Source organism: Haloarcula salina, assembly GCF_049603855.1.
Lineage (GTDB): Archaea > Halobacteriota > Halobacteria > Halobacteriales > Haloarculaceae > Haloarcula > Haloarcula salina_A.
The window spans coordinates 445,244-472,123 of the sequence record NZ_CP187146.1 but is presented as its reverse complement, the minus strand read 5'-3'; the positions used below and the strand labels follow the sequence as shown (position 1 = coordinate 472,123).

At 55.2% G+C, this 26,880-nt stretch carries 23 protein-coding genes; 11 read left to right on the top strand and 12 right to left on the bottom strand.

Annotated elements, in window-relative coordinates; all coding sequences use genetic code 11:
• Positions 1 to 250: 250 nt before the first annotated feature.
• The gene (locus ACOZ4I_RS02390; protein ID WP_424002654.1) at positions 251 to 2,023 is read left to right on the top strand and encodes an ABC transporter ATP-binding protein; all 1,773 of its coding nucleotides are present in this window, start codon (positions 251 to 253) and stop codon (positions 2,021 to 2,023) included.
• 148 nt (positions 2,024 to 2,171) lie between these two features.
• Here the strand turns inward: ACOZ4I_RS02390 and ACOZ4I_RS02385 are convergent, their stop codons facing one another.
• The 4 genes from ACOZ4I_RS02385 to ACOZ4I_RS02370 form a co-directional block, all read right to left on the bottom strand.
• The gene (locus ACOZ4I_RS02385; RefSeq protein ID WP_424002652.1) at positions 2,172 to 2,807 is read right to left on the bottom strand and encodes a polysaccharide deacetylase family protein; all 636 of its coding nucleotides are present in this window, start codon (positions 2,805 to 2,807) and stop codon (positions 2,172 to 2,174) included.
• A gap of 118 nt (positions 2,808 to 2,925) precedes the next feature.
• Positions 2,926 to 4,281: a sulfatase-like hydrolase/transferase gene (locus ACOZ4I_RS02380; protein ID WP_424002650.1), complete on the bottom strand. Its 1,356-nt coding sequence runs from the start codon at positions 4,279 to 4,281 to the stop codon at positions 2,926 to 2,928.
• Between the two features lie 108 nt (positions 4,282 to 4,389).
• A complete protein-coding gene (locus ACOZ4I_RS02375) occupies positions 4,390 to 5,385 on the bottom strand; it encodes an NAD-dependent epimerase/dehydratase family protein (RefSeq protein WP_424002648.1) in 996 nt (331 codons plus the stop codon).
• Between the two features lie 38 nt (positions 5,386 to 5,423).
• The gene (locus ACOZ4I_RS02370) at positions 5,424 to 6,590 is read right to left on the bottom strand and encodes a DegT/DnrJ/EryC1/StrS family aminotransferase (protein WP_424002646.1); all 1,167 of its coding nucleotides are present in this window, start codon (positions 6,588 to 6,590) and stop codon (positions 5,424 to 5,426) included.
• A gap of 138 nt (positions 6,591 to 6,728) precedes the next feature.
• Here ACOZ4I_RS02370 and ACOZ4I_RS02365 point away from each other — a divergent pair, with 138 nt between their 5' ends.
• Complete coding sequence (locus ACOZ4I_RS02365; protein ID WP_424002644.1) at positions 6,729 to 7,208, top strand: acyltransferase; 480 nt, start codon at positions 6,729 to 6,731, stop codon at positions 7,206 to 7,208.
• Between the two features lie 732 nt (positions 7,209 to 7,940).
• The gene (locus ACOZ4I_RS02360; RefSeq protein WP_424002642.1) at positions 7,941 to 8,906 is read left to right on the top strand and encodes a hypothetical protein; all 966 of its coding nucleotides are present in this window, start codon (positions 7,941 to 7,943) and stop codon (positions 8,904 to 8,906) included.
• A 58-nt stretch (positions 8,907 to 8,964) separates the two neighbouring features.
• Here ACOZ4I_RS02360 and ACOZ4I_RS02355 read toward each other — a convergent pair whose 3' ends face one another.
• Positions 8,965 to 9,939: an alpha-1,2-fucosyltransferase gene (locus ACOZ4I_RS02355; RefSeq protein ID WP_424002640.1), complete on the bottom strand. Its 975-nt coding sequence runs from the start codon at positions 9,937 to 9,939 to the stop codon at positions 8,965 to 8,967.
• Between the two features lie 182 nt (positions 9,940 to 10,121).
• A complete protein-coding gene (locus ACOZ4I_RS02350) occupies positions 10,122 to 10,970 on the bottom strand; it encodes a class I SAM-dependent methyltransferase (protein ID WP_424002638.1) in 849 nt (282 codons plus the stop codon).
• 176 nt (positions 10,971 to 11,146) lie between these two features.
• Here ACOZ4I_RS02350 and ACOZ4I_RS02345 point away from each other — a divergent pair, with 176 nt between their 5' ends.
• On the top strand, positions 11,147 to 11,611 hold the full coding sequence (locus tag ACOZ4I_RS02345; RefSeq protein ID WP_424002636.1) for a dTDP-4-dehydrorhamnose 3,5-epimerase family protein: 465 nt from the start codon (positions 11,147 to 11,149) through the stop codon (positions 11,609 to 11,611).
• A 3-nt stretch (positions 11,612 to 11,614) separates the two neighbouring features.
• Entirely contained in the window at positions 11,615 to 12,688 is a 1,074-nt protein-coding gene (locus tag ACOZ4I_RS02340; protein ID WP_424002634.1) for a glucose-1-phosphate thymidylyltransferase, read from the top strand.
• A gap of 169 nt (positions 12,689 to 12,857) precedes the next feature.
• On the opposite strand, the gene rfbD is transcribed toward ACOZ4I_RS02340, so the two are convergent.
• A complete protein-coding gene (rfbD, locus tag ACOZ4I_RS02335; RefSeq protein ID WP_424002632.1) occupies positions 12,858 to 13,766 on the bottom strand; it encodes a dTDP-4-dehydrorhamnose reductase in 909 nt (302 codons plus the stop codon).
• Positions 13,767 to 13,818: 52 nt separating this feature from the next.
• Here rfbD and rfbB point away from each other — a divergent pair, with 52 nt between their 5' ends.
• Positions 13,819 to 14,739, top strand: a complete 921-nt coding sequence (rfbB, locus tag ACOZ4I_RS02330) for a dTDP-glucose 4,6-dehydratase (protein WP_424002630.1) — start codon at positions 13,819 to 13,821, stop codon at positions 14,737 to 14,739.
• Positions 14,740 to 14,780: 41 nt separating this feature from the next.
• On the opposite strand, the gene ACOZ4I_RS02325 is transcribed toward rfbB, so the two are convergent.
• Positions 14,781 to 15,761: a glycosyltransferase family 2 protein gene (locus ACOZ4I_RS02325; protein ID WP_424002628.1), complete on the bottom strand. Its 981-nt coding sequence runs from the start codon at positions 15,759 to 15,761 to the stop codon at positions 14,781 to 14,783.
• Positions 15,762 to 15,953: 192 nt separating this feature from the next.
• Positions 15,954 to 16,856, bottom strand: a complete 903-nt coding sequence (locus tag ACOZ4I_RS02320) for a glycosyltransferase family 2 protein (RefSeq protein WP_424002626.1) — start codon at positions 16,854 to 16,856, stop codon at positions 15,954 to 15,956.
• A gap of 144 nt (positions 16,857 to 17,000) precedes the next feature.
• On the opposite strand from ACOZ4I_RS02320, the gene ACOZ4I_RS02315 reads away from it, so the two are divergent.
• The 4 genes from ACOZ4I_RS02315 (at position 17,001) to ACOZ4I_RS02300 (ending at position 20,562) form a co-directional block, all read left to right on the top strand.
• Positions 17,001 to 17,321: a hypothetical protein gene (locus tag ACOZ4I_RS02315; RefSeq protein WP_424002624.1), complete on the top strand. Its 321-nt coding sequence runs from the start codon at positions 17,001 to 17,003 to the stop codon at positions 17,319 to 17,321.
• A 177-nt stretch (positions 17,322 to 17,498) separates the two neighbouring features.
• Complete coding sequence (locus ACOZ4I_RS02310; RefSeq protein WP_424002622.1) at positions 17,499 to 18,914, top strand: sugar transferase; 1,416 nt, start codon at positions 17,499 to 17,501, stop codon at positions 18,912 to 18,914.
• Positions 18,915 to 19,013: 99 nt separating this feature from the next.
• On the top strand, positions 19,014 to 20,150 hold the full coding sequence (locus ACOZ4I_RS02305) for a DUF4330 family protein (protein WP_424002620.1): 1,137 nt from the start codon (positions 19,014 to 19,016) through the stop codon (positions 20,148 to 20,150).
• Entirely contained in the window at positions 20,143 to 20,562 is a 420-nt protein-coding gene (locus ACOZ4I_RS02300) for a hypothetical protein (RefSeq protein ID WP_424002618.1), read from the top strand. The genes ACOZ4I_RS02305 and ACOZ4I_RS02300 overlap by 8 nt, the downstream gene beginning before the upstream one ends.
• A gap of 8 nt (positions 20,563 to 20,570) precedes the next feature.
• Here the strand turns inward: ACOZ4I_RS02300 and glmS are convergent, their stop codons facing one another.
• From glmS to ACOZ4I_RS02285, 3 genes are all read right to left on the bottom strand, one after another.
• On the bottom strand, positions 20,571 to 22,361 hold the full coding sequence (gene glmS / locus ACOZ4I_RS02295; protein WP_424002616.1) for a glutamine--fructose-6-phosphate transaminase (isomerizing): 1,791 nt from the start codon (positions 22,359 to 22,361) through the stop codon (positions 20,571 to 20,573).
• Entirely contained in the window at positions 22,361 to 23,551 is a 1,191-nt protein-coding gene (gene glmU, locus ACOZ4I_RS02290; protein WP_424002614.1) for a bifunctional sugar-1-phosphate nucleotidylyltransferase/acetyltransferase, read from the bottom strand. The genes glmS and glmU overlap by 1 nt, the downstream gene beginning before the upstream one ends.
• Positions 23,552 to 23,882: 331 nt before the next feature.
• Positions 23,883 to 24,743, bottom strand: coding sequence for a CheF family chemotaxis protein (locus ACOZ4I_RS02285; RefSeq protein WP_424002612.1), 861 nt, complete (start codon positions 24,741 to 24,743; stop codon positions 23,883 to 23,885).
• 152 nt (positions 24,744 to 24,895) lie between these two features.
• Between ACOZ4I_RS02285 and acs the strand changes: the two genes are divergently transcribed.
• Entirely contained in the window at positions 24,896 to 26,836 is a 1,941-nt protein-coding gene (acs, locus tag ACOZ4I_RS02280) for an acetate--CoA ligase (RefSeq protein WP_424002610.1), read from the top strand.
• Positions 26,837 to 26,880: the final 44 nt, after the last annotated feature.

Genomic DNA, 26,880 nt, shown 5'->3' with positions numbered 1-26,880 from the left:
CCAACATGGAAGGGGGTGTAACACTACATTAACACCTGTTTTAGGCTGTCACGAAGCTGACTCCTAACATAATATCCGATCAAATTCGGGACTGACTCTCTCTAGAGGTACTATTAGATAGTGCTGAATGGAGATATAGGATAAAAATAAAAGTACCGACAAGTGTCAACCGTCGTTTAGTAAATTGATAGCGGATATCGAGTCTGTTATTTATCTTCGCAAGAGAGAGTCTGATGAGTATCTTCCGAGTATGTCTGACGAGATAACAGTACGTGAAAAGGTATCTGCGCTCCTGAGAACGGCGACATTCAGACCTCTATTTACTGTTGGGGTGGTGGCACTCAGCTTTGCTGCCGCTCTTCTAGAGGGTCTCGGCCTAACCTTCATTTTGCCAATCGTTGAGTACGCTCGGGGAAATACGTCGAATCCCAACGGTCTCTTGGAGACGTTTATAAGAGTATACGACTTCCTGGGAATTCCGTTCACGCTCGAGTATATCATTGTTGGGGTGGGGTGTGTTATTACACTGAGGTATCTGTTAACTTTCGCGGTCACGTGGCTCAGTGCAACTCTCCAGACCGAATATATTCGATTCCTGCGTAGAGAATCATTTCAGGGTGCATTAGCCGCCAACATCGAATATTTCGATAAAGAAGGGTCTGATGACATCCTGAATGCGGTCATCACACAATCAGAATACTCTGGATCGGCAATCAGTCACTTAGTCAAACTCCTCCAAGTAGGTCTTGTCAGCGGTATGTACTTACTGGTCGCTCTCCTCATTACTCCATATCTGACAATATTTGCAGTGGTCGTATTAGGAACCTCAACGTATCTCCTCAGGTACGTCTTCGGTGGAGGGTTTTCTATTGGGGAGAGCGTCGCTACTGCGAACGAACGTGTCCAAGAAACTGTTCAAGCTGGAACCCAAGGAATCCGCGATGCTAAACTCTTCGGCATGACCGGAGAATTGTTCGCTGAATTCGAAACAGCGATGAATGAGTACGTTAATTCAGAGGTCGCTCGCCAGCGGAACAGTGCTGGAATATCGAATTTCCAACAACTTATTTCGGCGGTTTCCGTATTTGTGCTAATTTATCTGGGCCTGGAGATCGCATCATTGACTGTCGGGAGTTTGGGCGTGTTTCTCTTCGCCATGTTTCGCCTCTCTCCGAGGGTTAGCAGCCTCAATCATCTATTTTACCAGCTCGAGTCGAACCTTGCACATGTCGTTAGGTCGCAACGGTTCGTCGACGAGATTGAGTCCCACGCGGAACCAAGTGGGGATCAGACACCCCCTGATGCGGTTGAGTCCGTCGTTTTCGATGACGTATCGTTCTCGTACGATGACTCGGAACAAGTGCTGAAGAGCGTCTCATTTGAGGTAGACCAGAACGAGTTTGTAGCGTTCGTCGGCCAATCAGGAGCAGGTAAGTCAACAATTGTGTCTCTACTCGCACGGATGTATAGCCCTGACAGTGGTGAGATACAAATCAATCAAATACCACTCGATTCATTCGAGACGGCTGCGTGGCGGGATCGGATTGCCGTAGTCCGTCAACACCCATTTATTTTCAACGAAACACTCAAGTACAATATTACCATCGGAAATCGGCAGATTCCACAAGAAGAAATAGACCGAGTTGCGAAAATAGCTAGTATCGACGAGTTTCTTGATGATTTGCCCAATGGACTCGAAACAGAACTGGGAGATGATGGTGTTCGATTGTCAGGGGGACAAAAGCAGCGTGTCGCTCTCGCACGGGCCCTGCTGAAAGACGCAGACGTACTTGTCCTCGACGAGGCAACTAGTGATCTGGACACGAAAATCGAGGAACGGGTTCAAACTGCTATTGAGTCGATGGAACGAGAATACATCATCATCACCATCGCCCACCGGCTCTCCACCGTCCAGAATGCTGATCGGATTTACACGCTCGTCGATGGAAAAATAACTGACAGGGGAACTCACGAAGAATTGTTACGGAGGGATGGGACCTATGCCGAACTATATTCTTCCTGAGTGAGAAATACGCAGAAGAAATTGACCAATGTGTCCTCCGATCTGGTTATCATTACATATGACTTATCAAGAGCGATCCACGGGCAAGTCTCAATTGGATACAGACCCAATGATACAGGTGATTTCAAAGAAATGAACCCAGTGTCTTTTACCTATGGAGTAGATGGCTGGTAGAGTTTAACCCCCAGCGGACCAGTTCTGCATCATGAGCGTGAATCCTCGGTAACGTGTGGTTCGAATACGAACTCCAAGGCTTGTCTACAGTGACGGCACAGTCGTGGGTGTCTTTGACCACACTGACACTATGATCGTCGTAGGCACCGCCTGGGTACGCGAACTGCGAAACACAGACACCGACCTGATCTTCGATAATTCGTTTCCCATGGATTATTTCATTCTTCTGCTCTTTTTGTGGCAAAGAAGTCAGGTCTTGGTGAGATTGTGTATGGTTTCCGAGAGTTATGAGCGGGTCGTCAGCAAGTTCACACAGTTGGTCAATCGTCATCGTGGGTTTCCGAAAGCCAGGGACTTTTCCCTCTGTCAGAGATGAGCCTACGACGAACACAGTTGCAGGGATATCGTTCTCTCGCAGTATTGGGAGTGCAGTATCGTAGAAGTCCCGATATCCGTCGTCGAAGGTCAATGCGACACTCTCTTTATCGTTCTTGGTCACAATCTCAGACAGCGTAACAAACCTATAGCGTGCATCAAGAAACGCCAGTTGGGTTTGGAATTCTCGCTCCGTGATTGAAAGTGAGCCACTGTCACCGACCGAGTGGTACATCAATATCTTCGGGGCAGACGGTTTGTGAAATCGATAGAGGAGAGAAAAGTACAGTTTTGATAGCCCCCATCTTAGATACTGTTTCATAAGTGTTGTGCCCAAATCATATCCGAATTCGCTAGTCAGACAGATATCCGAAGTCTTTGAGTCGCTGGAGCGTTTCATCCGAATACTCTGGGGAATCCACCTCATTTGTCGATCGACTATTAAGTAATTCCTTCAGTTCCGTTTTAATCGCTTCAGTCTGATCCATTTCGTTCGAGCTGACCGTAAAGCTCCCGTCGACGTATTCGACTCGTGATTGACCTGCGACGCCGAGTATGTCGTGAACGACAGCCGAACTCTGCCCTTCACCGATATCGATCTGTGTGCTAAGCTGATCGTTCGTCCGTATCGATTCAGTAATCGAGATTCGATTCCCCTCAACTTCGAGTAACGACTTACCGGGGAATTGGTTCGGATCACGTCCGAGCGCGTCCATCGTAGTCGCCGGAAGATCGATGATATTGACGGTGTGTTTGATTTTGTCTGCCTGTTGGTCGGGTGAAAATATAACGAGCGGGACGTGGATCCGCTCTTCTTCGAATCGTTTTTGCCGGTTAAAACCGTGACCATGATCTGCGGTAACGACAACGAACGCGTCTTCAGCGAGCAGTGTCTCCAGCAACGGCCCCAAGTGCTTGTCTAGGTCCCACGCAGATGCTTTGAGGAGACCGATCCGTTGCTCAAACGAGTACGACTGGAGCACCTCACCACTGATGTTAATCGGCAACTCCCCTTGAGGAACGTCAGGAAGAAACCGTTCTAGGGCTTCATCAGACGGATCAAAGGGAGGGTGTAAGTCCATATAATTTGCGACGACGAGAGAATCGTTCGTCCGATCAGTGACGTACTTCTCAATTTTTTTCGAGATATATTCACCTGAGAAACCCAGTCTCGTCTGGAATGGGCCGAATTCTAGATTCGCGTGTAGAGCACAGCTCAACCCATTGAGAACCGATCTGACAGGTTTCCCGCCCTCAAGGGCAAATTTCGCGAACCGGGTAAGACTAGAGCTGTTGGATCGCTCCTCGAAGTCGGCAAGGCTAGCATTCTCGTCGTTGAATAGTTGGTAGTTCGCAAGCTTCAGCGGATGGCTGTAGTCGAACGTGTCTGATAAACCTTTGTGAACGAATGGATTGTCAGTGATTATAAAGGAGTCGTGGGTATCCGAGAGCGTCTGTGCGATAGTTTGGTGGTTTCCCGGGAAGTGTGGGTGAACATAATGCATTCCGGTTTCAGATGGATGGTACCCGGTGAAAAACGATCCATGCGACGACGCACTGAACAGTCCTGGAACGCGGGCTTCCGAGTAGACAACTCCATCTTCGTCCGCGAGTTGCTTAAACGCCGGCATTGTACCCAAATCGTCGTTCGCGAAGGGAGTGACAGAGTATGAGAGGGAGTCTAAGATGAGCCAGACGACATCAGTCATTAGATGTACTCTGGTAGGTTTACCGTAATATATTTTTTCTTCTGCTGAGAGAGTTTCCGCGTCGAAATCGCTTGATTTGAGGTCTCAGATCTGTACTTCAGAATCAGCTTACAGGTATGGATACGTAGAGTTCCGGTACTGGTCCGATTCGTATTCCGTAATATCCGCTTCTTCTATCCACTCTTGGATTTCTTTCACGCCGTCCGTGATATCCTGTTGCGCTTCCCAGCCAATGATATGGTTGATTTTCGTGAAATCAACCTGATACGTTCGGTTGTCTTCTTTGTGCTCTACAAATCGAACTTCAGCACCCTCGACGTTTTCTTCGATGATCCGCCCCACTTCCTTGATCGGATAATTCAAGTCATTATCCCCTACATTGAAGATTTGTTGATCTACTTTCTCCTGTGGCGCTTCAAGTACTGCAACGAAAGCCCTCGCAGCGTCGTGGACATGAACGAGTGGCCGATACTGTTCACCGCCATACACAGGGATATCGTCCTCGAGAACTGCCTTTGCCGTTAGTAGGTTCACAACGAGATCGAATCGCATCCGACGGGACCAGCCGAAAATCGTGCCCATTCGGAGGATAGTCGGTGTAATATCGGTTGCCGCTGTGTATCGGTCCTGCGTTGAACGTAGAATAATATCCTCTGACTCCTTCTTCGATTCAGCATATAGCGACAGCGGGTTGAGATGGGACCCCTCATTGAGTTCACTGAGCGTTGAAGCCCCATAGACGGAACACGTCGATGCGAAGATCAGACGGCCTATGTCGTGCATCTTACACACTTCGACGAGTGCCTTGGTTGCTTCAACGTTTACAGCTTGAGTTGCCTGTTCGTTTACACTACAGGCTGGATCACCAACGATTCCAGCCATATGGATGACGGCATCGACATCCTCCATTGCATAACTCAAATCATCAATATGTCGGATATCTCCCTCACAGATGTCCAGTGCCTCATGAGTCTCAAATGGGGCAAGTGCGTCCGAACCAAAGAGGAATGAATCTAGGACGCGAACCTGGTGTCCACCCGAAAGTAATTCCTCCACGATGAAATTGCCGATGTAGCCCGCTCCGCCAGTGACGAGTACCCGCATATCAGTAGGAAAATTGAATTACGTATTTAAATTCTCCGTTACGAGTGCTTCGTATCGAATGTCCTAACGGCATTGATGACACGATCAACCTCTTCCGGCATGAGATTTGGATGGTTCGGCAAACCGATTACATCACCGACAACTTCCTCAACGTTGTCCAGATGGAGGTCATAGTTGTGAGGCCGTGGATTGGTGCTCCACGGAAAATCGCTATTGAATCCACGATGCTCAGTGAACACAGGCTGGTTGTACAACGGAGTGATGTATCGATGTCGCGTTTCAATGCCTCGGTTTCGTAATTCGTTCCAAACCTCCTTTCCCCGCAGACCAAGTTGATCTGTCGCAACTTCGAATGGGGCCCAGAAGTAAGCGTGGTCAACGTATTCGCGAACCGTCGCAGCATTAAGCCACTCAATATCGGCAAGTTCCTCAAACAGGTATTCCGAGATCTCCCGACGTTTCTTGTTGAACTCGGGTAACTTTTCGACTTGTGCCACACCGATCGCACCATTCAATTCGCTCATCCGATAGTTATATCCGAGCGTAACGTGCTTATCGCGGCCACTCATTCCGTGGTTACGAAGCGTTCGTAGTCGCTCCGCGAGATGAGGGTCGTCGGTCGTAATTACACCGCCTTCACCGGTAGTGATATTCTTTGTTGCATAAAACGAGAAACAGCCTGCATCACCAATGCTTCCGACGACATCTCCTTTGTACTTGGCTCCATGGGCTTGTGCGGCGTCTTCAATGACTCTCAGGTCATGTGTGTCTGCGAACGCGATTATCTCATCCATTTCCGCAGGATGTCCGTACATATGTACCGGAACGATTGCCTTGGTGCGGTCGGTGAGACAACGCTCTAAATCGGTATGGTCAATTGTATAGAGGTCTCTATCGATATCGGCGAAAACTGGGATTCCTGCTTGGTGAACTACCGCAGTGGCCGTGGAACCGAACGTTAAACTGGGAACTATTACTTCGTCACCAGGTTCTATCCCGATAGCGTTTAGCGCGAGTTGAATAGCGACAGTGCCGTTCGTAACTGCGATAGCGTGGTCAACACCGACTAGTTCGGCCCACTTCCGTTCGAACTCCTCTACGAACGGACCTTGTAGGAATCGCCCCGAATCCAAAACTGCTTCAATATTATCGCGTTCCGCCTCTCCGAGAATTGGTTCGGCGACACTAACCATGTCGTCGTCCATTATCAAGACGGAAGTTTCCACTACTATTAAATTCCCTAGTTACGACCTTTTTGATTCAGTAAATTTGAATAATTTATCTTGCATGTCATGAAAGCGTGAGGAAAAAGATAATATGTAAGGGAAAACTATCTATTTCAAATGAGTTCTGCTACAATTCATCAACCGACAACAATTATTAACCGAAGTGAGCTAGAAATCGATGATTCCAGTCGGATAGATTCTTATTGTTTAATTAATGCCAGTGGAGGCGTACGCCTTCGTGAACAATCAGTTATTCACGCTGGGAGTCATGTGGTTGGGAATAACTGTTTCGATATGGGGCCGCGATCAGTAGTGACGTACAATTGTGTTGTACTCACCTCTACTGCGGATCTGGGTTATCCGGCGTCCAGCGTAGTAGCTAAAGAGGAAAGGCGAACAATTTCTGGGGACGTGAGGCTAAAAAGTGAAAGCTTTGTTGGTTCTGGTTCTATAATTATGCCGGGGGTTACTCTTCACACCGGCGCGGCTGTTGCGGCAAATACGTTTGTAGATGAAGACGTACCTTCATGGACCATTCGATATCCGAACGGCGAAGAAAGAAAACGAGAAAAAGAAAGTTCCGAATTCAGAGAATAGGTAGAGGTGAAGTCAGTCCCCTATTTTTCAGTTTTACCAGTTACAACAAGCAAAGAACATCACTGATCCTGCTGTTAGAGCATGAATGCACTCATTACGAACGGCGGTATTTAGTTAGCGAAAAATGAGGCGAGCATATTTCTTGGTGCCTATGACAGAAATCAGTCCGCCTCAACAGGAACAAATGTCCAAAAGGCCGATCTACCGCAAAATTCAGGGAAGGATTTAAATCAGATTGTGCTTAGCGGAAGGATGATACGAGTAAACGACGAGTAATTATTGGCTGTATGAGGCCACCGATCACAAGACGAACGATCTGATTCACGTTCGGTTTTGCGACGACAACCACCCCTGTCATGGGAATCTTTTTGCGTGAGCTGCGACGAAACACAATGGCGGAGCGTCCGTGTTTCAATTCATGGCACTTAATACCTCCCACCAAAGTGCAACAAGCTGGGCTCCGATTTCAAATACGTCGCCAGAGAAATTGGAGCGCTATCAAGCGAATTTTTCGAGAACTGAAGCGCCGAACCTCGTCGTTTTTCGAACTGCTCCGGCTCGTCGAACCGGGAACAGCCGAAAATTGGCTTCAAAGGTTCACTCGCTGGCACAATGATCCAAACTAAACGCAATCTTACAAACAAAGTAAATCTTAATGAAGTCAATTATCGCAACTGAGACAAGTATAGAAAAACATATCACTAGCAATCGTCTTAAAACTTATAGCGAATAATGAATGTTGATGAGGCACGGGCAATGTTTGATACGCCGGTTGCAGTTACAATTTTCAAACGAACTGAACCGTTAGAGCGACTGCTGGACGTTGTCCGCAAGGTAGAACCGCCGGAGATGTATATCGTCGGTGACGGGCCGAGAGACGAGATTGAAGGCGAAGCGGCAAAAGTCGAAGCGGCACGATCTCTTGCAGAAGAGAGCATCAACTGGGACTGTGAGGTATATACAAACTACGCCGATGAAAACCTCGGCGGTCCGATTCGATATCCTACTGGCCTTGACTGGGTGTTCGAAAATACAGAGGAAGCAGTGCTTTTTGAAGACGACCACTTGCCGAGCATAGACTTTTTCCCATATTGCCAAGAGTTGCTGGAGCGTTATCGGGATACCCCAGAAGTGATGGGAATCTGCGGGAACAACGCCGGAGTCCCTCCCGACATTGATGCATCGTACTTTTTTTCAAATCATCATCGCAGTATGGGATGGGCGACGTGGCGTAGTGCGTGGAAAAAATACGACCCCGATATGGAAGCGTGGCCAGAGGTTAGGGAGAACGGGGTGTTAGAAGAGAGGTATCACATAGATGATTGGGCCGAACACCACGATGAGATTCTCGATATCATATATGACGACGATGATGAGCGGAACTACTGTGATGTTATCTGGCATCACTCACTAGTCGCGAACAGGGGTATGACGATCATGCCCAAGAATAATCTAGTCATCCATACAGGATTCGGTGATGATTCGATGCACAACGAGGTTACACCTCATCTCCAACAGCGATTCTTATTACCAAGCCGGAGATCTCTATCGTTCCCTCTTGAGCACCCCGAACGCGTAGAACCGAGTGCGGAATTCGATCGCCGGTACTACAAGTATAAACGCGGAGAGTTTCAGAAAATTATAGGATTGGTTGACAGAGCGATCCACAAAATGAAAACGATAGTTGGATACACATAAGGGAGCGGTACATCGCATACCACTACGTTCAGGTAAACTACTCGGTAGACTGCCGTCACTACCATTGAATTACTTCCCAGGAATCCGGTATTAAATTGAGATTGCGAACATATTTCATCCCATCTTGCGGATGATTTGGTCTCCAGATTGCAGGACACAAAATTTTAGTATTGCTATCGTAATCCAACCACGCCGCCCACCAGCTGAAGGTACTATTGGAAATTATCTTGTGGTCACAGCAGTTCATCAAAACCAGATATTCCCACGCCATTGGAGTCCGGGTTCCTTCATCGGGATGATAGTGATCAACGTATTCCACAGGAGCGTCAATATCGATGTGTTCTGCTACCCAGTCTGGATCGACCGAAAAAATGAAAAATCGGATATCTTTGTCGGCAAATTCTGCAATAGCGCGTTCGAAGTAAGTCTCCGGTAGAGCATTATCAAACTCAACGAGATCGCCCCGACGTACGTGGAGGCCGACTGAGGGCATCTCTTGGATTCGTTCCAAGACCTGTCGACTTTGGGCCGACAATTCAGTAGCCGGAGTAAACTCAGATGCGAGGATCCCGCGGATGTCTTCGAAGTATTTTGGACTCTCCCAGTATCCATTCAAATAGCAGTTTGGTCCAGCCTCCAGGATAGCAGGATTGAAACGACCTTGGTCCGGCGTCCGTTCTCCGTAGTAATTTAATAGACGACCAGCCAAACCGTATTCACGCCTAAACCGTTCTAAATATGGAGATATCCTTGAACTGGTAAGCACCTCTGCAACTCGTTTCCCACGCTCACCGAATCGAATGACGGAGTTAATATCTCCCCTATCAGCTTCAGTCCCGACAATGTCAAAATTGTCAAGATGGTAGTACACAGTATCTGACGGAGAACGGTAAGCCCGATTCTCGTCCGTCCAATAGTCGAAAAAACTTAGATCGATTTTGACAACAGTGTCATGTTTTTCAGCTAAACTCCGGGCGGTTGCGTACTGAAAGAGTTGATTTCCGAGACCACCTTTGATACTTACCACGATCATAACATATCCAATTTATACGATAGCAACCGCATTATTTCACCCTTGTTATGGGAAACGATAGAACCGGATTTTTCAGTTACTGCCCCCCTTTCAGTCACTGATGACCATCGGAACACCCAAGCCAATTTGTTGATAGAAAATAATATATCTGAGGACATGTTGGAGAGTGCTTTTGTCTGGGCTTAAAGATAGACGATTCCAATCCCGCCCCAAGTTTGCTTCGGATGTGAGATTATTTCCCTGGTTTCGTATTCATCAATTAGTTCAGCCCAGAAATCATCTACGTTGCACTCAGAGAAGATATCTCCCCAAACTAGATGTGAATCAGAGATTGAGTCAATCTCCTCGCGACGACGAGTAACCACTTCTTGATTGTCAGGGTGTGTTACAATATCATGAAGTGCGACTACCGCATCATCCGAGCATAGGTCGGTATACATTTCGAAATCCTGCTTGACACCTTCGTAAGTATGATCTCCATCAATGAATAGGAAATCAATTGGGTTTGAGAGGTCGTCAGATACGGCTTCAAACGTTTCGTGTTTATGGGAGTTCTGCCGAACAAAAGTCATGTCCACATCTTCATTAAAAGTTTGGTAAATCGTGGCCTTTTTTTCGCTGTATCCACCGCCAAACGCTCCTCCAGGGAGGTCAAGACTCACAATCTGCTCAGCCGAGTCCACATGTCGCGCCCATGTATAAAACGTACCGCCATCATGAGTTCCGATTTCCAGAATCGTCCTCGGAGCGTGGTTTTCTACGACCTCGGCTAAAGTCTCCAGTTCGTCACGTAACTGTGCAGCGCGCAATTGAAACGGCGGATACCCAGGCTTGATTTCCAAAACAGTATCAAGTACGTCTTCAAGGTTTCTCTCAGTATCCATTCGGTCCGTGATTGCCGCCAAGGATCGTCTATAGAGGAAGCGCTCACCAGGGCCCGTATTTCTAGCTAACGTGAGGGCTCCTGTTCTCGTGAGTTCAACTGGACCGCTCGTGTATAGGGTCCGGAGTGTAGAGCGGACTTTTGACATCATACCCATGTTTATTGGCCGAATATTAAATCGTTATTGGATTTTCAGTATCTCAGCTATCTCTCTTCTCATTCGATCAGTGTAGTATATGGGGATGATCAACGACAAAATACTTCTATCCGGACCATCCACACTCACGACAGTAGACGTGAATCGACGTTGTTTGGATGCCAACCATGATACATGACGTAGCGACTGAGTCTGTCGAGGTAAATACCGACGAACGAGGCCATCTCGGTGAACTCTATCGGAGTGACTGGGATCTCTTCGAACCCGATCCCGAGATGACGTACTACTCGATGACGTATCCGGGTATCGTCCGTGCATGGCATCGGCACATTCGGGGGCAAGTGGACTACTTCACCTGTCCAGAGGGAAGGATCAAGATTGGCATCTACGATGACCGTGACGGTTCTCCGACAACGGGCGAACTCAATACGTTCGTTATTGGCGAACACGACCAGCGAGTGATTCGGATCCCTGGAGACTGTTGGCACGGATTCAAAGCGATCGGGGACACGCCGGCACTCCTGCTCAACTTCCCGACGGAGTTGTACGAGTACGACGACCCCGACGAAGAACGACTCCCCCATGATACCGACCGAATTCCGCTGGATTGGCACGCTGAGCCACACGAGTAACCGATGAAAGGAATAATCTTAGCCGGAGGACTGGGAACACGCCTCCGTCCCATCACGCACACCGGCCCGAAGCAGTTGGTTCCAGTGGCGAACAAACCAGTAATCCAGTACGCCATCGAAGACCTTCGAGATGCCGGAATCACTGACATCGGCGTGGTACTCGGTAATCTCGGCCGTGACGACATCCAATCCTTTCTCGGCGACGGAACCGAACTTGGCGTCGACATCACGTACATCGTACAGGGCAATCCCCTGGGATTAGCTCATGCCGTCGGATGCACAGAGGAGTTCGTCGGTGAAGACGACTTCGTCGTCTATCTCGGCGACAACATTCTAAACGACGGCATTTCAGACCTCGTTCAGAGCTTCGAGACGGGAGATTACGCCGCGGGAATCGCGCTTCAAGAAGTGGATACCCCCGAGCAGTTCGGTATCGCCGAAATAGACCCCGACGGAAATGTGACCAAACTCGTTGAGAAACCTGATGACCCAGCATCCGATCTCGCTTTAGTCGGGATTTACGTCTTCTCACCGGCCATCTTCGAGGCCATCAGGACGATCGAACCCTCGTGGCGTGGTGAACTCGAAATCACCGACGCGATTCAAGAACTACTCGACGATGGCTTCGCCATCGATTCACACGTCATCCAAGGGTGGTGGAAAGACACCGGGAAACCTGAAGATATTCTCGAAGCCAATCGCTTGGTACTCGACGGGCGACCCGGAAGTCTTGACGGTACCGTTGACAGTGACGCCGACGTGCGTGGTCACGTCGATCTCCACGAGACGGCGACGATAGAAGGAGGAGCAGTCGTGCGCGGCCCTGTCTCTATCGCAGCGGATACCGTCGTCGAAGGGGGAACGTACGTCGGACCCTACACCGCTGTCGGTCCGAACACTCGGCTCAGTACCGTTCACTTGGAGAACAGTGTCATCGTCGGAGAGAGCGAGATCTCGTCCGACGGAAAGATCGTTGATAGCCTCGTCGGTAAGGGGGCGACGGTAACGAGCGCTTCCGGCCTGCTCCCCGAGGGCCGCCGGCTCGTTATCGGTGAGCAATCGAATCTCAAGCTCTGAGAATGAACATAATCACTCACACCTGTCCTGAGTGCGGAACGATCGTAGCCGCAAACGAACTCGAAGAGTGCCGAGTCATGCAATGTCCCGGGCTCGAGTGTGACACCGTCCTTCGTTTCGACGACATCGAAGCCGCAGACCGTGAATACGTCCTCGAACACCGAGACGATTACAGACTCGAGTAACCACCGCCGAGGCCCATTTCGACAGTGTCCAGATCTGTATCGAGTGTCGGAAGCGCCTGGTTGATTTCGTCTTCGACCCGAGAAACGTCCAAGCAGGTGTATTGTGGACGTGGAGCCTGACGATCAACATCAGCCATCGAACTCTGTTTGAGTCCGGCCTCGCTCACTTGCAATCGGTCAGCAATCAGGTTCCCGAAATCGTACGGCGTGAGACAGGATCTGGAACTAACGTGGAACAGACCAGTCGAATCGTACTCGAGGAGTCGGAGAATCGTATTCGCCGCCAGACCGGCCCGGGTGGGAGTCACCCACTGATCGATAAACAGGGGGACCGATCCTTCGCTTTCTAATTGCTTGCAAACCCATGCGGGGAAGCCAGTGAGCGCTCCTGAACCGCCGTGGCGTCCGTACAGAAATGAGACACGGACGATCAGTGCCGAGTCGTGTGACTCTCGGACCGCCTTTTCACCCGCTAATTTCGATTCACCGTACGTCTGAATTGGGTCTGTTTCGTCGGTCTCACCGTAGGGCTGGCTGGACTGACCGTCGAAGACGTAATCGGTGGACACATGACAGAACTGGATTCCGCGACAGTGACAAACCGCAGCGAGCGAGCCCGGGGCGGATTCATTTACTTCCCGAGCTAGCACCGTGTTCGTCTCACAGGCATCGACATCTGTCATCGCCGCACAATTGACGACACAGTCGGGCTCAACGGCGTCGAGAACGCGTTTGAATCGATCTGAATCACGGATATCGAGTCGGAAGAAGGGGGACTCGAACTCCGGCGGTTCGGTGTGAACGGTGCCAGTCACCGGCCAATCCCGGTTGGTTGCAGCTTGGAGTGTCTGACTGCCGAGAAGTCCGTTCGCACCGAGGACGAGGGTGCGCATACCACGAAAAAGCCGACGAGCATATAAGTAAGTACGCTCTGTCTTAGACCCAATGCGTCTCCTCGTAACGGGCGGTGCAGGATTCATCGGATCGAACTTCGTCTCCTACATTCTCGAACACTCGAAGCACTCGGTCGTCACAGTGGATTCGTTAACCTACGCTGGTGAGAAATCTAATCTCGATGCGGTTCGGGACCATCCGGACCATGAATTTGTCAAAGGGGATATCAGAGAACGCGACCTGATATCCGGCCTTCTGGAGGACTGTGATGGAGTAGTTAATTTCGCTGCACAGACTCACGTCGACCGTTCTATCGAAGGGGCGGGCCCTTTCGTCCAGACGAATGTCGCCGGAGCCCAAACGTTATTCGAAGCAGCACTTGACGCCGACATCGAGCGGTTCGTCCAGATATCTACGGACGAGGTATACGGAGAGATTGAAGATGGTGCGTTCACTGAAGCAGACGAAGTCGCACCACGGAACCCGTACGCCGCGACGAAAGCGAGCGCGGATTTGTTGGGGATGAGTTTTTACGAGACTCACGATCTCCCGGTCATGTTAGTGCGTCCATCGAACAATTTCGGACCACACCAACATCCAGAAAAACTCATTCCGAAGCTTATCAGGCGTGCAAGCGCCGGGAAGTCCCTACCACTTTATGGAGATGGGACAAACGTCCGTGAATGGACGTATGTCGAGGACACGTGCCGCGCCGTGGAGACAGTACTAGAGCAAGGCACGGTCGGTGAGATATACAATGCAGGGAGCGGGAACGAACAGCGCAATATTGATGTTGCCGAGTCGATAGTTGAGGCGGTCGGTGCCGATCAAAACCTCATCGAGTTCGTCGCTGATCGGCCGGGGCACGACCAGCGATACGCGCTCGATTCCAGCAAGCTACAATCCCTCGGATGGGAAGCCGAGCGGACGTTCGAATCCGGTCTCAACGCGACAGTCGACTACTACCGCTGAGGGAAAATCACCGAATTATTTGCGGTTTCGGTATCACTTCGTTAGCCTGCGGATTTCACCCATCGCTTGACTGGCGTCGGAACCACTTCCGACACTATTCGTCGAGCGACGGTGGTGAACACGACTCGTCTGTTGTACCACGTCTCGTCGCTGTATTGAAATATTGCTGTCACCGCGGTGATGAACCCACGGAGGTCACCACAGACGAAGTTGGAGGCGGCCAGCCGAGCGATAACCCTGGCGAAGTACCGATCCGCGTATGCCTGACCACCTTCTTCACCGAACCACTCGCGGTACGTGGGTAACCACTTCTCAAGGTACTGACGGACGCCGCTGATTCGCTCGGCAGTATCCCCAGTCATCTGTTCGCGAGGGGAAATGTACGTGATGACGAGCGGTTCCATGACGCGCCGAACTTCGAATCCTGCCACGGCGAGTTCCATCCAGATGTCGTGGTCGATCGAAGACGGAAGCGACTCGTCGAATCCGCCGACGGTTTCCAACGCCGCTCGACGAAAGAGAAACGTCGACGGGTACGTTGAAGCACCCAGATCCCTGATCGACACAGCGAGATCCCCTTCGTTGTCAGGAAGTGCGATTGAGAGAGTCTCTCCAGCAGGATTCCGGCGTTCTACGCCGCAGTTGACAGCACCGACGTCTCTGCGTTCCTCATCAGAGAGCCCCTCGAGGGTCGCGATCTGTCGTTTGAGTCGTGCAGGAAGCCATTCGTCATCGTCGTCCAGGTACGCGACGTAGTCGCCGGAAGCCACGGACAAGCCGGTGTTCCGGGTAGCCGCGAGGCCTCGGTTCGTGTCGTGTCGAACGTAAGTTGCATCGGGGAGTTCAGCTTCCAGCCAGTCCTCAATACCGCTCTCACTGGCGTCTTCCACAACAACGATCTCGTCCGGCTCGTAGGTCTGTGCCGCGACGCTTCGAAGCGCTCGTTTGCAAAGTTCCGGACGCTCGTAGGTCGTGACCACGACTGAGACAGAACAGGAATCAGGCCCGTCCACGATCGTCACCTCTAGGGTCCTCAGTGCGTGAGTTCACGTCGTCGGTACACCACGCTATTTTGATGCTTGTCTGTCCACGCCGGGATACTGACTCTCTGGTGTGCCTACTTGAGCGACCACCTAGGGTGTCCGAAGGGGAGGAATTGTATCGGTGCATTCTCCGAAGGAATAGCGGCCCCTGCCTTACTGAAGAGATACTAATCACCACCCGTGACTCGCCCGTCGAACTCTGAAACGGATCCCACGATACAGTTCCTTGTAGACGTCAGAATCAAACGGATAACTCCGGACTGCACGTGTGAAGTGCGCTCCAGCATCACCGTATTGACCTAATTGGACGTATCGGCGAGCGATCAGCGCCTCGACGATGGCGCGCTTCTCCGGATGCTCATCGAACTGCGTCGAGAACTTACGCAGTTTCGCTTTCTGGTCGTGAATCGCGTTTCTGGCTCCCTTCTCGTCCTGACTCGTTATCCGACGGTGGCCGTGGTCGACGTAAGCGTCGACAAGTGTCTCGGAGACGTACTCGACATCGTATTCGAGAGCGACACGTCGAATGAAGTCACCATCGTCGCCTCGCAGGATAGATTCGTCGAATCCGTTTACGTCGTTTACAACGGGCGCTGGAGCGACGAGCGTTGAACTGTTGCCGATCCGCTGCTTGTCCAACACGTCGAGGAAAATATCTCCACGTAGCTCGGGACGATAGGCCGTCACGAGACTGTTGTCGTCGTCGTAATAGTCCATCCAACAGTACACGAGTCCGACAGAATCGGGAGCGGACTCGAGGATGTCAATCTGCTTCGCTAGCTTCTCCGGTCGCCAGACATCGTCGTCGTCAAGGAAGGCGATATACTCGCCCAACGAAGCATCGATGCCTGCGTTTCGAGCCGCCGCCGCACCGCCGTTCTCACCGTGTTCGATGACTGTTACCCGGTCGTCATCGATGGACCTGACGATTGACACAGTCTCGTCGGTCGACCCATCGTCAACAACGAGACATTCTATGTCAGTGAATGTCTGGTCGAGAACGCTCCGGACAGCTCTTTCGATGAGGTCAGCCCGATTGTATGTGGGAATGATTACAGAGACAGTAGGTGCCATACTTGAAGACCACCGATGAAATGAATGGTGATTCGGGGTATCACAGCACCAAGAGTAAGTGTTGCGGTTCCCAGAAGTAGCCGACGAGATTGATTGTCTGCAATTGCCTCTCGGACGATTTTTGTCACCATCGACACGATCGGTGTGTCTGAAAGTCAAGATAGACAGTCCGCCGTCGAGCGGACAGAGGTCCACACTCTGGCACGACACCCGGTGCACATTATCGACGAAGATGGAGGTCTGTTTGGACTGATCAATGCCATAGATGAATTGACTATACTGGAAGTACTGACGATTCTCACCGTGGATGCCACGCTCGTGATAAATGGTTCGAACGGCGGGTTCGAACAGACCGAAACGAAACTGTTCAGATACGCGACAATCTCGTACGCCATAACGTCCCCTAGCAATGCAACAGCCGTAGGCACTGGGATCCCGACCTCAGGGAGCGACGAAACGTTCTAGTCGAGGATGTCTATCGGAGTGTCTTAAGCTCGTCAGCTACGTCTTGGCTCCTGTCTCATAACACGGGACATCAATATTGCCCAGGGGTTGGCTCATCAGGGAACACTACTGCAACGGCTACAATTGTTGACAAGGTGGACGCAGGACTTATACTGGAACTCGCTCATCACTTTAGTAATGGATAGTGGCTGGCGGTACCGCGTTGCGAGTGTCTTCGGGGTCGTTGTGCTGACGGCGATCGCAGCATCACTTGTCAATAATTCTATTATTCAAGCTATCGCGACCACACTTCCGCTACTCCGGCGGCTACCGACCGACCCACCGAGTGGCCCAGAATTTACCTTCGAGCTCCTTGTTACGGTGATCGTCGTTGCCAGTGTATTTCTCCCACTGTACAAGCCTCGGCCACGGCGAATCCTCGATGCGGTCTCACTGGCCCAGAAACGAGTGTTCGTGGCAATGCTTGTACTGGCGACAATAGGCTACTTCGACTACACTTATCGGTTGCCACGGCTGACAGTCGTGTTGGTGACACCACTGCTGCTTATGGCACTTCCCGCGTGGTTCGTGTGGATCCGAAAACGGCCATCCACAGGCGGCGAGCGGACTGTCATCGTCGGTGATGACCTTACGGTAATAGAGCATGTCGCAAACGAAGTCGACGGCACGCTGTTGGGGTATCTCTGTCCGACGAGTGCAGTCTCAACAGCCAAGCTAACCGAGGCCATAGCCGACGGGGGTTCGGGATCTGTAGGGTTGGAACGGCTGGGGGGGCTCTCACGGATAGAGGACGTTCTCGTGGAGTACGATGTCGACACCGTCGTGCTAGCGTTCGAACAGGCCGACCGGGCGGAGTTCTTCGGCGCGCTCGATGCCTGCTATGAGTACGGTGTCAGCGCAAAGGCACACCGGGATCACATGGATTCGGTACTGACAGCCAGCAGCGGGATCGGGACGTTGGTCGATGTTGAAATCGAACCCTGGGACATACAGGACTACATTCTCAAGCGCGGGTTCGACATCATATTTGCATCGGCAGGGTTGCTCGTACTGTTACCGGTGATTGTGTGTATCGCCGGTGCGATAAAACTAGACGACGGCGGTTCGATACTGTACCGTCAGGACCGGACAGCGGTGTTCGGCGAGACTTTCTCTATCTACAAGTTCCGGTCGATGGTCGAGAACGCGGAAGACGAGACCGGCGCGACAATCAGCGACGAGGATGCCGGCGGTGTTGACGCACGGGTAACTCCTGTCGGGCGGATATTACGACAGACACACCTGGACGAGATTCCACAACTGTGGTCGATACTGCGAGGCGATATGAGTGTCGTCGGGCCACGGCCCGAGCGCCCCGAGCTGGACGTGGATATACAGACTGGCGTCGTGGATTGGCAGAAGCGATGGTTCGTGAAACCGGGGCTGACCGGGCCAGCACAGGTGAACAAGGTGACGGGAAAAGAGCCGAGCCAGAAGTTGCGGTACGACCTTGAGTACGTCCGTGACCAATCGTTTGGATACGATATGAAACTGGTCGCGCGACAGGTGTGGAACGTACTTTTCGACGTGAGATCTGTTTTTGAGCGGCGCTAACACGTAACCAAACGCCAGCAGTCAGGTCGTGTTTAGATGATTCCTCTGTCGGGGGCTGGTAACCGAAAGGGCCATACACCGCCCAAGAAATGGCTCTGTATGGAGCCGCTGGAGGAGTCGTCCGGAATTATCGATGCTGACGGCAACCTGTTTGGAGTCATCAACATTATCGATGCCCTCGTCATTGTAGGTTTTCTGACTGTCCTGTTAGCCGGAGTCGGGTTGGTGTTCCTGAGTGATAACAGCGGAAGTGCGGGTTCTCAACCAGAAGCGGGAACGGTCAACGTAACCATAGACCTTGGTCCGCAGCCGGACTACATCGTCTCTCAAATCGAAGTCGGTGACAAGTACAGTCCGGGAGGGAACTCAAACCTAACAGTCAGGGACGTGTATTTCACCCCTCAAGGCAAATCAACTCGAGCAGTGATACGTGCAGAGCTGTCGGCCCCTTTTAATAGAGGAACAGTCCAGTACGGTGGCAAGCCCCCGCGATATGGGCGACAGTTGAAGGTTTTATCTGACACGTATGCTACTACTGGAGTGATCCAAGACGTCGGCGGAGGTGCCGAGTTCACAACCACTCAGACCGAGGTCTTGGTCAAGACAAACCTGTCCGAAACCGAGGCCAGGCAACTGCGTGCTGGACAGTCCGTCCGAGTCGAAAACCGAGAGATGGCCACCATCGAGTCAGTGACAACATACGGAACCAGTAATCCCGACCGAAAGACTGTGTTCGTGGGACTGACACTCCAGACCGTCGCTCAAAATGGAAATCGAGAATTCGGTGATACAACGCTCCGACCTGGTGCAAATCTTACACTCCCAACAGAGTCGGTCTATCTTGAAGGAGAGATCGAACGGGTGGGTGCAACCAGCCAGCGTGGTGAGCGAGCAAATCGGCAGGTCACACTCGAAATGTCCGGTGTCTCGTCAACGGTAGCGGAGAGTGTCTCGCCAGGAATGACCGAATCGTATGGTGAGACGACCGTCGCAGAAATCACCGACGTCGAACGTGAGAGTACCACAGTCATCACTCGAGGGGAGAACGGGACGATATACGAGCGAGACCACCCGACGGAACAGGATATGACACTCACTGCGACTCTCTCAGTGCGGGAAACTGATACCGGTGTCACGTTCAAAGGGCAAACACTCCAGCAGGGACGGGTCATAACGCTGGACTTAGGCACCGTAACGATCAAAGCGACCGTCGTTTCGGGTATCAACAATGGGTAAGCTGGATAGAAGCGACCTGGTCAAACGACGCATTCGCAGTGCAGTTGAGAACTCACTCCTCAGATCAGTATTCGATAGGCTATCGAAAGCCTACGAACGGTCGACTCTCAGTCGGTTCGGTGTTCGCGTGGTGGAGATAGCCCGCAAGTCAGAAATCTACCAGTGGCTTACCGCAGACCCAGACCCACAGATGGTAGTCATCGATTTGCGAGAGACCTACACCGTTGGCCCGCTGCTGTCAATTCTCGATAGACTCGTGCCTCGGGTGGAGAAGGCGTGGCGTCGGTCGGGATTCGCCTCAGCGGTCGCGGGCATCAAACGAATGTTTGCAGAGTCAAAAGCCATCCAAGTCGTCAGCGCAGTTCTTTCACCGCCTAAATCACCAGAAACAGACCGGCAGAGTCGCAAGTAGCAGCCGGCTCACTCCACCGTCACACTCTTCGCCAGATTCCGCGGCTTGTCGATGTTCCGACCGAGCAGCGCGGCGGTGTGATACGACACGAGCTGGAGGTGGATGTTCGCGAGCACGGCGGCGGCCCGGGGATGGGTCTCGGGCAGTTCGAGTACGTGGTCGGCGTAGCGGGATACGTCGCTCTGGCCGTCGGTGACGGCGACGACGGGCGCGTCGCGGGCCTCGACCTCCTTGACGTTGCCGACGGTCTTGCGGGCGCGCTCGTCGTCGCCGGTGACGATAGCGAACACGGGGGTGTTCTCGGTCACGAGCGCGAGCGGTCCGTGTTTGAGTTCGCCGGCGGCGAAGCCCTCGGCGTGCTTGTAGGTGATCTCCTTCATCTTCAGCGCGCCCTCGAGGGCGACCGGTTCGTGGTACCCACGACCGATGAAGAAGTAGGCGTCGGCGTCCTGATAGATTTCGGCCACCTCCTGTGCGGCGGACTCGTCGAGGATCTCCTGGACGTGTCCGGGGAGGTCCCGAAGCGCGCTGATGACCTGACGAGCGTCACCGGTCGAGGACGTGCCGAGCGCAAGGAGGTTCAGCGCGGCCAGTTGCGAGGCGAAGGTCTTGGTCGCGGCGACGCCGATTTCTGGGCCGGCCCGGATGTAGAGCGCGTGGTCGCACTCGCGGGCGGCGGTCGAGCCGACGACGTTCGTGACGGCGAGGGTGCGTGCGCCGCGGCGACGGGCTGCCCGGAGTGCCGAAAGCGTGTCGGCGGTCTCTCCGCTCTGGGTGACGCCGACGACGAGCGCGTCGCCGATGGGCGGCGTCGCGGTGGCGTACTCGCTGGCGAGGAACGCCTGCGAGGGGATGCCGGCCTCGCGGAACAGTTGCGCGCCGTGGAGGGCGGCGTGATAGGAGGTCCCACAGGCGACGAACTGGACGCCCGTCGGCGAGAGGTCGCCGAGGTCGCCGATGTCGACCGTGCCGGCGAGTTCGTCGACCCGCCCCCGGAGGCACTGTCGCAGGGCGCGTGGCTGTTCGTGGATCTCCTTGAGCATGAAGTGCTCGTAGCCGCTCTTGCCGGTCTCTTCGGGGTCCCACTCGACGGTGTTGACGTCCTTCTCGACGACCGAGCCGTCGGTGTCGGTGACCGTCCACCCGTCGGCGTCGAGCCGGGCGAACTCGCCGTCCGCGAGATAGACGACCTTGTCGGTGAAGTCCCGGAAGGCCGGGACGTCGCTGGCGAGGAACGTCGCGTCCTCACCGAGACCGAGGACGAGCGGGGAGTCGTTTCTGGCGGCGAAGACGGCGTCACAGCCGGCGACGACGACGGCGACAGCGTAGCTCCCTTCCAGTCGGGCAATCGCCTCCCGGACGGCGTCCTCGGGGTCGGCTCCCGCCTCAAGCGCGTCTTCGATGAGGTGCGGGACGACCTCCGTGTCGGTGTCGGAGGTGAAGGTGTGGCCGGCCCCGACCAGTTCGTCGCGTAGCGACTGATAGTTCTCGATGATGCCGTTGTGGACGACCGCCACGTCGCCGTAGCAGTCCTGGTGCGGGTGGGCGTTCGCGTCGGTCGGCGGGCCGTGCGTGCTCCAGCGCGTGTGGCCGATACCGACCGACCCGGAGAGCGTGCGGTCCGACAGCGCCTCGCGGAGGTCGTCGATCTTGCCGGAGTTCTTGCAGATCTCGACGTGGTCGCTCGACAGCGCGACGCCGGCGGAGTCGTAGCCGCGGTACTCCAGTTTCGAGAGCCCGTGGACCAGCGTGTCGAGGGTCTCGTCGCCGCGGCCGACGCAGCCGATGATGCCACACATCAGCGGACCACCTCCGCGTCCTCAGGGACGGTCCCGTCGACTGTGACACCCGTGGCGATCTGCGCGTTCGGTCCGACGAGCGAACCGGGGACGAAGCTCACGTCGCCGCGGGCGTCGGCCCGGTCGGCGACGACGGCCCCGAGTTGCTGGTCCTCGAACACCTCGGTCCCGACCTGCACGTCGGCCGGACCGCCGGGGGCGACGGTAGCCGCGCCCAGCGTCACGTCCTGACCGGTCACGGTGTCGATGAGCGTCGAGCTCGGATCGACGCGCGTGTCGGCGTCGAGGACGGAATGTCGGACGACGGTGTTCGCCCCCACCGTGACGTTCCGGCCGAGGGCCACGTCCGGCCCGATGACCGCGTCTGGACCCACCTCGCAGTCGGGGCCGACGACGACGGGTGCCTGCAGGACCGCCTCGTCGTGGACGCGTGCCGAATCGTCGACCCAGACCCGTTCGTCGCGGGCCGACTCGACCACGCGTCCGCGGGCGAGGACCTCGCAGGCGACGGTCAGCAGGTCCCAGGGGTACGTCGCGTCGACCCACATCCCGTCGACCTCGACCGCCCTGACGCGGTCGGTTTCCAGCAGGAGTTCGATGGTGTCGGTCAGCGCCAGTTCGCCCGCGTGGCGCGTCGTCTCGTCTATGGCGTCGAAGATGTCGCCGTCGAACGCGTAGACGCCGCCGTTGATGAGCCGGTAGTCGTCCCGACTGGGCTTCTCGACAATTTCGACGATATCCCTGTCACGGACCTGTACCGCGCCGTAGCGGCTCGTGTCCTGGCGCTCGACGACGGCGATGCTCGTATCGCCCGTCTCGTCGTAGGAGGCGTCGACCGCCTCGATGGTCCCGGCGTCGACGAGTCGGTCGCCGTTCATCACGAGCAGCGGGCCGTCGACGGCAGCGCGGGACTGGAGGAGGGCGTGTCCGCTGCCGAGCTGTTTGTGCTGCGTGACGTAGGTGATCGGGACGCCGCGGTACGTCGGACCGAAGTGGTCCTGAACGCGGTCGCGCTTGAAGCCGACCACGGCGACCAGTTGCTCGATACCCGCTTCGACCAGCGCGTCGAAGACGTGTTCGAGGATGGGGCGGTTCGCGGCCGGCAACATCGGCTTCGGGCGGTTGCGCGTCAGCGGCCGCAGGCGAGTCCCCTCGCCCGCGGCGAGGACCACGGCCGTATCGATGTGCATACGGGATGCAGGCGGAGGAGGGGTTTCAATATGGCGGCCCTAACGCGATTGTACGGCGTCTACTCTCGGACGCACGTCCACATTTTCTCGGGGAAAACGGACGACTGAACCAGATAGTGGCGTGTTATGTCACGTCATCCCGCTGAACGCCACGTCGCAGGTAAAATCGGGGACAGAGGCGCCAGGATGCATGTCACGCATCTCTGTCGTGCGTTTGCGTATCGACTGTCACTCACTTTCGAGGCCCACGCAAGGCGTCCGCCTCGCTCACGGATCGCTCTCACTCTCCGTTCGCTCATCCGGCGGGCCGCGCTTCGCGCGCCCCGCCCGACTACTGCTCTCCCATCCGCTCACCCGCAACCCGACGCCCCTTCGTCGTCAGATTCACCTCGGTCCGCTCGCGGAGGACGCTGATGACGTCGAGTTCGATGAGGCGGTCGAATATCTCCTCGGTCTTCTCGACGGAGATACCGACGAAGTTGGGGATGTCGAACGGCGAAACGCCGGAGTGAAGCGCCATGATGACGCGCTTCTCGGTCGAGCTCAGGTCGAGGTCGGCGCGGTTCTGTTCGGCGCTGTCTTCGAGCATCGTCCGCAGAACCGTCGCGTGGAACTCCTCGCCGGCCAGGTGGGTCTCGACGCTGATGTCGCCCTCGCTGTGTTCGACCTGGATGACCGTCCGCTCCTCGCCGGAGACCTGCTTCTCCTCGACTTCGAGGTCGCCGATGTCGGTCCGCTCGATGTCGACGGCCTGCCCGTCGGCCAGCGCGAGGCGAAGCGCCTCGTCGGTCACTTTGAGTCGTCCCTTCGTCCACTCGGCGGACTGGACGACGCCGCCTTTCAGCGCGGGGTGTTGCACGAGGACGATCGCGCCGTCGAGGCTCGCGCGGTAGAAGTCGGTCACGAAGGTCTCGTGGTCCGAGGCCGACACCAGGATCACGTCCGCGCCGACGTGGAGCGCGACGTACTCGGAGACGCCGGCGCTCTGCTGGTTGACGTCGAACCGATCGGCGATGCGGTCGATATCAGCGAGTGAGATCTGGCGCTTGCTGTCGCCCAGCAGGGCGAGCCGTTCGGTCGTGAGAACGATGCGGCAGTTCCGCCACTCTGCGTCGGTGAGGCGCTGGCCCTGTGAGACCGCCTGCAGGTACTGTCCCTTCGTATCGGCGATCTTCTTTTCGGTGTCGCTCATGCCCTCACCGGCCTCCTGTGACTCCGTTGTCCGCAGGCTCGAATATAACTTCCGCCGCGAGTGTCGCTGCCGATAACGGTGGCACCGCTCGCGGGCCGCAACCGGACTGGTTAGATGGAACGTTTTTAAACGCACACCCGTATTGTCAATCGATGACAAGCGGCGACGAGCCGGCCGATGACCGCTCGCACGCGGACCACGCGACGGTCGACCCGCCGGAGTGGTTCATCGAGCAGGCGAACGTCAGCGACCCGGGCGTCTACGACCGCTTCGAGCGGGAATGGCCCGACTGCTGGCGGGCGGCGGCGTCGTTGCTCGACTGGGACGAGTCCTTCGATGCGGTGCTGCGCGGCGCGGACGGACCGCCGTTCGAGTGGTTCCCCGGCGGTCGGTTGAACGCCTCGTACAACTGCATCGATCGGCACCTCCCCGAGCGCAAGAACCAGCTGGCGCTCGTCTGGGAGGGCCACCTCGGCGAGTCGCGGACCTACACGTACCTCGAACTGTACCGGGAAGTGAACGCTTTCGCCGCGGCGCTGCGCGAGATGGGCGTCGACGAGGACGACGTGGTCACCATCTACCTGCCGATGGTGCCCGAACTCCCCGTCGCGATGCTGGCCTGCGCGCGCCTCGGCGTGGCCCACAACGTCGTCTTCGCCGGCTTCTCGGCGGACGCGCTCGCGACGCGGATGGAGCGGGCCGACTCGGAGTACCTCGTCACCTGCGACGGCTACTACCGCCGCGGGAGCGCCGTCGCCCAGAAGAACAAGGCCGACAACGCCCGCATCGCCGTCGAACAGGACGTGTCCGTCGTGGTGCTCGATCGCCTGGGCCACGACATCCACCTGGGCGAGGACTACGACGACTACCACGACCTGCTGGCGGCACACGAGGGGACCGAGGTCGAACCCGTCTCGCGGGCGGCCGGCGACCCGCTCTTTCGCATCTACACGTCGGGGACGACCGGCCGGCCGAAGGCGGTCACCCACACGACCGGCGGCTACCTCGCGCACGTCGCCTGGACCTCGCAGGCGGTACTGGACATCAAGCCCGCGGACACCTACTGGTGCTCGGCGGACATCGGCTGGATCACCGGCCACTCCTACATCGTCTACGGCCCGCTCGCGCTCGGGACCACGACGGTGCTGTACAACGGCACGCCGGACCACCCGGAGAAGGACCGCCTCTGGGAACTGGTCGAGCAGTACGCCGTCGACGTGTTCTACACCGCACCGACGGCCGTCCGGGCGTTCATGAAGTGGGGCGAAGAGCACCCCGCGAAACACGACCTCTCCAGCCTGCGCCTGCTCGGGACGGTCGGCGAACCGATGGACGCCCGCGCGTGGGAGTGGTACCGCGAGCACATCGGCGGCGGCGAGTGCCCGGTCGTCGACACGTGGTGGCAGACCGAGACCGGGGCCATCCTCGTCTCGACGCTACCGGGCGTCGACGAGATGAAACCTGGCGTCGCCGGTAAGCCCCTCCCCGGCGTCGAGGCGACCGTCGTGGACCGCTCGGGCGCGGACGTGGAACCGAACGCGGCGGGCGAACTCGTCGTGACGCGGCCCTGGCCCGGGATGCCGCGCTCCCTGCTCGACGGGACAGACTGGGGCGTCCCGCCGGAGGACGGTGACTGGCGATACCGACCGGAGGACAGCGCCTCAATGGACGCGGACGGCTACGTTACGTTCCTCGGGCGAATCGACGACGCGATCAACGTCGCGGGGCGGCGGTTCAGCACGATGGAACTGGAGTCGACCGTGGCCGGCGTCGACGGCGTCGCCGAGGCGGCCGTCGTCGGCGCGAACCACGAGACCACCGGAACCGCGATCTACGCCTTCGTCTCCCCGGAGGACGGCTACGGGAAGAACGGCCTCCGGGCGGACATCGAGGAAGCCATCGTGGAGGCCATCGGCGGCATCGCCAGACCCGAGGAGATCGTCTTCACGCCAGACCTCCCGAAGACGCGCTCGGGCAAGGTGATGCGCCGCCTGCTGACGGCGGTGGCGAACGACGAAGACCTCGGCGACACCAGCGCGCTCCGCAACCCCGAGATTCTCGGTGAGATCCAGTCGTCCACCGCGGGCGAGTAGTTGTTTCGATAGTCCACTATTTTCCGAAACATGTGTGCACGGAG

Coding starts and splice junctions, on each gene's coding strand:
- ACOZ4I_RS02310 (WP_424002622.1), top strand. CDS start 17,499: ATGGATAGTGGCTGGCGGTACCGCGTTGCGAGTGTCTTCGGGGTCGTT.
- ACOZ4I_RS02370 (WP_424002646.1), bottom strand. CDS start 6,590: ATGGACGACGACATGGTTAGTGTCGCCGAACCAATTCTCGGAGAGGCG.
- ACOZ4I_RS02285 (WP_424002612.1), bottom strand. CDS start 24,743: ATGAGCGACACCGAAAAGAAGATCGCCGATACGAAGGGACAGTACCTG.
- glmU (WP_424002614.1), bottom strand. CDS start 23,551: ATGCACATCGATACGGCCGTGGTCCTCGCCGCGGGCGAGGGGACTCGC.
- ACOZ4I_RS02385 (WP_424002652.1), bottom strand. CDS start 2,807: ATGTACCACTCGGTCGGTGACAGTGGCTCACTTTCAATCACGGAGCGA.
- ACOZ4I_RS02300 (WP_424002618.1), top strand. CDS start 20,143: ATGGGTAAGCTGGATAGAAGCGACCTGGTCAAACGACGCATTCGCAGT.
- ACOZ4I_RS02375 (WP_424002648.1), bottom strand. CDS start 5,385: ATGCGGGTACTCGTCACTGGCGGAGCGGGCTACATCGGCAATTTCATC.
- ACOZ4I_RS02350 (WP_424002638.1), bottom strand. CDS start 10,970: ATGTCAAAAGTCCGCTCTACACTCCGGACCCTATACACGAGCGGTCCA.
- ACOZ4I_RS02380 (WP_424002650.1), bottom strand. CDS start 4,281: ATGACTGATGTCGTCTGGCTCATCTTAGACTCCCTCTCATACTCTGTC.
- ACOZ4I_RS02355 (WP_424002640.1), bottom strand. CDS start 9,939: ATGATCGTGGTAAGTATCAAAGGTGGTCTCGGAAATCAACTCTTTCAG.
- ACOZ4I_RS02340 (WP_424002634.1), top strand. CDS start 11,615: ATGAAAGGAATAATCTTAGCCGGAGGACTGGGAACACGCCTCCGTCCC.
- rfbD (WP_424002632.1), bottom strand. CDS start 13,766: ATGCGCACCCTCGTCCTCGGTGCGAACGGACTTCTCGGCAGTCAGACA.
- rfbB (WP_424002630.1), top strand. CDS start 13,819: ATGCGTCTCCTCGTAACGGGCGGTGCAGGATTCATCGGATCGAACTTC.
- ACOZ4I_RS02360 (WP_424002642.1), top strand. CDS start 7,941: ATGAATGTTGATGAGGCACGGGCAATGTTTGATACGCCGGTTGCAGTT.
- ACOZ4I_RS02320 (WP_424002626.1), bottom strand. CDS start 16,856: ATGGCACCTACTGTCTCTGTAATCATTCCCACATACAATCGGGCTGAC.
- ACOZ4I_RS02365 (WP_424002644.1), top strand. CDS start 6,729: ATGAGTTCTGCTACAATTCATCAACCGACAACAATTATTAACCGAAGT.
- acs (WP_424002610.1), top strand. CDS start 24,896: ATGACAAGCGGCGACGAGCCGGCCGATGACCGCTCGCACGCGGACCAC.
- glmS (WP_424002616.1), bottom strand. CDS start 22,361: ATGTGTGGCATCATCGGCTGCGTCGGCCGCGGCGACGAGACCCTCGAC.
- ACOZ4I_RS02305 (WP_424002620.1), top strand. CDS start 19,014: ATGGAGCCGCTGGAGGAGTCGTCCGGAATTATCGATGCTGACGGCAAC.
- ACOZ4I_RS02390 (WP_424002654.1), top strand. CDS start 251: ATGTCTGACGAGATAACAGTACGTGAAAAGGTATCTGCGCTCCTGAGA.
- ACOZ4I_RS02345 (WP_424002636.1), top strand. CDS start 11,147: ATGATACATGACGTAGCGACTGAGTCTGTCGAGGTAAATACCGACGAA.